Origin of the sequence: Mesorhizobium sp. M7A.F.Ca.US.005.03.2.1, assembly GCF_003997795.1 — a bacterium.
Classification (GTDB): domain Bacteria; phylum Pseudomonadota; class Alphaproteobacteria; order Rhizobiales; family Rhizobiaceae; genus Mesorhizobium; species Mesorhizobium ciceri.
The window spans coordinates 1-2,170 of record NZ_RZRP01000984.1; the positions used below are offsets into that span (position 1 = coordinate 1).

Sequence of the window (2,170 nt, forward strand, 5' to 3'; positions counted from 1 at the left end):
GGCAGAAGCATCGCCAATGAAATGGCGGCGCTGCGCTTGCGCCCAGCCGGCGCTCACGAGAAAGTCGCGCATGGCCAGCGACCGTGCGGCCCGATCGAAGGCAGGTCCCTGCCCCGACAATCGTGCCAGCCGGCCGTTGCCATGCTGGACGAGCTCGATCAGGACCGTGGTTTTCGGCAGATGGGCTTCCGCCCGCTCCGGCCATTCGACCAAAGCAGCACCTTGCGCCAAGGCTTCGTCGAACCCAAGCTCATCGATCTCGTCGGCCGAGGACAGGCGGTAGAGATCGAAGTGATGCACCGGAATGCGGGTGTCGTAGCTCTGCACCAGCGTGAAGGTCGGGCTCGGAACGTCGAGGCCGGCATCGTCGGCCAAGGTCCTGATCAAGGCCCGCGCCAGCGTCGACTTGCCGGCGCCCAGATCGCCCTTCAGGGCAAGCACGTCGCCTGGGCGCAGCGACAGCGCCAGATCTTCGCCCAGCCGCGCTGTCTGGGTCTCGTCGGCGAGTAATCGCTCCAGCACCAATCCGGTCATCGAACGCGCTACTCGGCCGCGGCACGGATGCCCGGCATGTCTGGAAAGGTGCAGATGACGGTCGTGCCCTTGTCCTTGCCGGTTTCGATGCGAACGCTGCCGCCATGCAGCTCGACGAAGCTCTTGACGATCGACAGGCCGAGGCCGGCGCCGCGCCGGCGGCCACCATTGGCGCGCGGCTCGAAACGGCGGAACACCGAATCGAGCACATCGGGCGGCATGCCGGGACCGTCGTCATGGACCGAGAATTCCACCCCGTCCGCCAGATGGCGGCAGGTGAGCCGGATGGTGCTGGCTTCCGGGGCGTAATTGGCGGCGTTGCTGAGCAGATTGTAGAGGATCTGGCGGACGCGGACCTCATCGCCGTGAAACGTCTTCGGCGCCGAGGCTGCTTCGACCTCGAGCCTGATCGAATGCTCTTCCAGCCGGTCGGCCACCAGTTCGGCCGCAGCGGCGATGGTGCGATCGACCTGCACCTCGGAAATATCGAGCTGCATGATGCCGGCGTCCACCGTCGCCAGGTCGAGTATGTCGTTGACGATGGTGAGCAGGACCGCGGAGGAGGAGCTGACATGCTCGACATATTCCCGCTGCTTCTGCGTCAGCGGACCGGTCGTGGGCTGTGACAGGAGTTCGGTGAAGCCGATGATGTTGGTCAGCGGCGAGCGCAGTTCATAGGAAACATGCTGGACGAATTCGTTCTTGAGCTGGTCGGATTTTTGCAGCGCCTCGTTCTTGTCCTTCAGCGCCCGCTCGACATGGACGCTGTCGGTGACGTCGACGAAGGTCATCATCACCTGCCCGTTGGGCAGCGGGATCATGGCGTAACTCAACACGTTGCCGTTGTTGAGCTCGGTCTGTCCGTGGCGGTCGCGGCGCTCGTCGTCGAAGCCGGTGACGGCGGCAACAAAGCCGGGCCAGGGGCTGTCCGCCGCCTGCCGGTCGCAAAGGTCGCGGATGGTGGAAACATGGACGCTGGGCTTGGCCGCTTCGCCGCTCAATCCCCAGAGCGTGGCAAAGGCAGGATTCGACAGCCGGAGCCTGCCGTCGGGTCCGAACACCGCTACGCCTTCGGCAAGATTGTCGAGCGTCTCGCCCTGGACCCGCACCGCTGTCTGGTAGCGGCTCTCGAGGTCCATCTTCTCGGTGAGGTTCTCGAACACCCAGGTGACGCCGCCCTTGGGCTGCGGGTTGGCGACGACGCGGATGGTCTTGCCATCAGGCAGATGCCACCAATGTTCCTGGGATTCCACAGCGCGATAGGCGCCGAGCAGGCCTTCCTTCCAGCGGCGCCATTCAGGCTGTTCGGCGATCTTGCCTTCGCTGCGCAGCCGGTCGAGCAGCAAGGCATTGTCTGGAGCGCTGTGCAGGAAGCCTGCGTCCAGGCCCCAAAGCTTCTGGAAGGCCTGGTTGAAGAACCGCAGCTTCTCGTCGGTGTCGAAAATGGCGACCGCCGTGTTGAGCTGGTCGAGCGTGTCGGCGTGGCTTCGCACCGTCCGTTCGTATTCGCCGCGAACGGCTTCGATGGCACTGGTGTCGCAGGCAAGGCCGGCCGAGCCATCGCTGCCGGCGAAATCGGTGACCGCGAACACACGGCGATCGCCTTCGATCACGGTGGACAGCGATTGCTCGAAAA

Annotated in this window: 2 protein-coding genes; both read right to left on the reverse strand. The window is 64.7% G+C overall.

Going from position 1 to position 2,170, the window contains the following annotated elements:
- A partial coding sequence (tsaE, locus tag EN991_RS33550) for a tRNA (adenosine(37)-N6)-threonylcarbamoyltransferase complex ATPase subunit type 1 TsaE (protein WP_127370342.1) occupies positions 1-534 on the reverse strand: 534 nt, incomplete at its 3' end.
- A gap of 8 nt (positions 535-542) precedes the next feature.
- A partial coding sequence (locus tag EN991_RS33555) for a PAS domain-containing sensor histidine kinase (RefSeq protein ID WP_164769570.1) occupies positions 543-2,170 on the reverse strand: 1,628 nt, incomplete at its 5' end.